General features: G+C 62.1%; 1 protein-coding gene. It reads right to left on the bottom strand.

The genetic code is table 11. The features are described 5' to 3' along the window. Nucleotides 1-398: methyl-accepting chemotaxis protein (locus tag B7G52_RS23165; RefSeq protein ID WP_240523602.1), on the bottom strand; the 398-nt coding region annotated here is incomplete at both ends.

The raw sequence follows: 398 nt of genomic DNA, 5'->3' as shown, positions 1-398 counted from the left end.
TGCGTCACCTGGTCCATCTGCGTGATCGCCTGGTTGATCTGCTCAATCCCAGCCGTCTGCTCCTGGCTGGCCGCCGTGATCTCGGCCATGATGTCGGTCACGCGTTTGACGCTGTCCACAATCTCGTCCATGGTCTTGCCGGCCTCGGCCACCTGTTTGCTGCCTTCTTCGACCTTGTCGACGGAGTCGCCGATCAGGGTCTTGATCTCTTTGGCCGCGGCCGCGCTTCGCTGGGCCAGGTTTCTGACTTCAGCGGCCACCACCGCAAAGCCTCTGCCTTGTTCCCCGGCCCGGGCCGCTTCGACCGCGGCGTTCAGAGCAAGAATATTGGTCTGGAAGGCGATGCCGTCGATCACGCCGATGATGTCGACGATCTTTCTGGACGAGGCGTTGATGGC

It is taken from the genome of Polaromonas sp. AER18D-145 (genome assembly GCF_002379095.1).
Classification (GTDB): Bacteria; Pseudomonadota; Gammaproteobacteria; order Burkholderiales; family Burkholderiaceae_C; genus Polaromonas.
The sequence above is the reverse complement of the archived record's forward strand: the minus strand, read 5'-3'. Positions and strand labels throughout refer to the sequence as shown.